The following is a 1745-nucleotide window of genomic DNA, read 5'->3' on the forward strand; positions in this document are numbered from 1 at the left end:
GGGGGGAGGAGTGGCGGCGCGGCGCGGAAGATGAGCCGCGCCGCCACCCGCCCGTCATTTCTTGTACGGGGCCACCTTCTCGCGCAGCTCCTGCATGGTGCTCTGCAGGAGCTGGCGGAGCCGGTCACGGTCGCCGCCGTCGGCGTCCGCGTAGTCGTCGATGTCGATCAGCTGCTTCTTCGTGGCGGTGATCGAGTTGAGCTGGTGATCGAGCTTGACGTCGCCGAACCAGGGGCTGCGCAGCATGTTCGCCATGTCGGTGCGGAACATGGCCACCAGGTCGTCGGGGTCGGCGATGTGGTTCTTCACCTCGGCGACGAACGTGAGCGTCGCCTTGCTGCCGAGCACGGCCTGCTGCAGCACACCGTCGCCGGTCTTGCGGTCCAGCACGATCGTGAAGCTGTAGAGGGCGGGGTCGCCGACCGGCTTGAAACGCACGTACTGCAGGTCCATGCCGGAGTTGATCCCGATGACGGGACACCCCAGGTGCGCCATCGTGAACACCATCTCGCCGATGAGGGCTTCGTCCTTGCTCTCGCGCGCCTCGGCGTTGTTCTTGAACTTGTTGACCATCGAAAGCATGGAGTCCTCCGGTTCAGGCGGCGATGCGCCCGTGCAGGTACTTCGCACAGGCCTGGGCGACGGCGGCGATGTGCTCCTGCAGCACGGGGTACTTCACCGTGTAGTGGTCGGCGAAGTAATGGTCCAGGTCCAGCAGCAGGGGGACCTGGACGTAGACGTAGCCCGTGCCGAGGTCGGCGTCCACGGTGAACACGCCGGGCTCGCCGACGTCCAGGAAACCGCTCTTGACCTCCGACTTCAGCGCCTGCCACACCGTCCGCGCGTCCTGGACGTACTCGCCGTAGGCCATCGTCACGGCCGCGTGCTGGCCCATGGTCTTGGCCGAGGTGATGGTGCCGGTCCGATGCGTCAGCTGGAACATCAGGCGGTGCTTGTTCTGCAGGTGCTGGAACCGGAGGTAATGGTGGTTGCCGTCGGAGGTCAGGTCGATGAGGGCGTTGCCCTGGGCGACCGACGCGGTGATGACGGCGCCGACGAGGATGTCGTCGATCTCGCGGGTGCGGGTCTCTTCGTCGAAGCGCTGCCAGCTCCGCGTCACGAGCTGCCCGAATACCTGGTCGAGTCGTTCGCTCACGCTTGCCTTCCGTCGCATGGGATTCGATAGGTGATCAGACTCCCGCACCCGGCGTTCGGTTCACCGGCTTCGGCCGAGGATCACCCACTCTCCAGAGCCGGTCCCGAGTTGGTCGATAATGTACATTATGTTAAGTAGAGCGGATCTCGACCCCGTCCGCTGCTCCGATATTCCTTGACACGAATATTCGTTGACACGAATACTTCTCCTCGTGGACGACGACGCGCACGACGCACTCCTCAGCGCACTGGCCGATCCGGCGCGCCGGCGGCTGGTGGGCCTGCTGGCCGAGCGGCCCCGGTCGGTCGGTGTCCTCGCCCGGCTCGCCGAGGCGCGCCAGCCGCAGACGACCAAGCACTTGCAGACCCTCGAACGCGCCGGTGTCGTCACCTCCCGGCGCACCGGCCAGCGACGCGTCTACGCGCTGAGGTCCGCTCCCCTGCGGGACCTGGGGGCCGCGCTCAGCAGGCTCGCCGACACCGCGGACCGGGCGGGCGGCGCGCGCGAGACCTACGAGCGCTACGGGCTCAGCCTGGATGCGGAGCGGCTCGCCGCGGAGGGGGCGGGGTGGGCCGACGGGCGGTCGTTC

At 67.3% G+C, this 1745-nt stretch carries 3 protein-coding genes; 1 reads left to right on the forward strand and 2 read right to left on the reverse strand.

Annotated features, from left to right (window positions below):
- Nucleotides 1-54: 54 nt before the first annotated feature.
- Together E1285_RS44935 and E1285_RS44940 are read right to left on the reverse strand one after the other, a co-directional pair.
- A complete protein-coding gene (locus tag E1285_RS44935; protein ID WP_132161012.1) occupies nt 55-582 on the reverse strand; it encodes a hypothetical protein in 528 nt (175 codons plus the stop codon).
- Between the two features lie 13 nt (nt 583-595).
- On the reverse strand, nt 596-1156 hold the full coding sequence (locus E1285_RS44940) for a hypothetical protein (RefSeq protein ID WP_132161013.1): 561 nt from the start codon (nt 1154-1156) through the stop codon (nt 596-598).
- A gap of 211 nt (nt 1157-1367) precedes the next feature.
- Between E1285_RS44940 and E1285_RS44945 the strand changes: the two genes are divergently transcribed.
- Nucleotides 1368-1745: metalloregulator ArsR/SmtB family transcription factor (locus E1285_RS44945; RefSeq protein ID WP_132161014.1), on the forward strand; the 378-nt coding region annotated here is incomplete at its 3' end.

This window comes from Actinomadura sp. 7K507 (assembly GCF_004348425.1).
In the GTDB taxonomy this organism is placed as follows: domain Bacteria; phylum Actinomycetota; class Actinomycetes; order Streptosporangiales; family Streptosporangiaceae; genus Spirillospora.

Bases quoted from the DNA above. Each gene is read 5' to 3' on its own strand.
- E1285_RS44935 (WP_132161012.1), bottom strand. From the start codon at position 582: ATGCTTTCGATGGTCAACAAGTTCAAGAACAACGCCGAGGCGCGCGAG.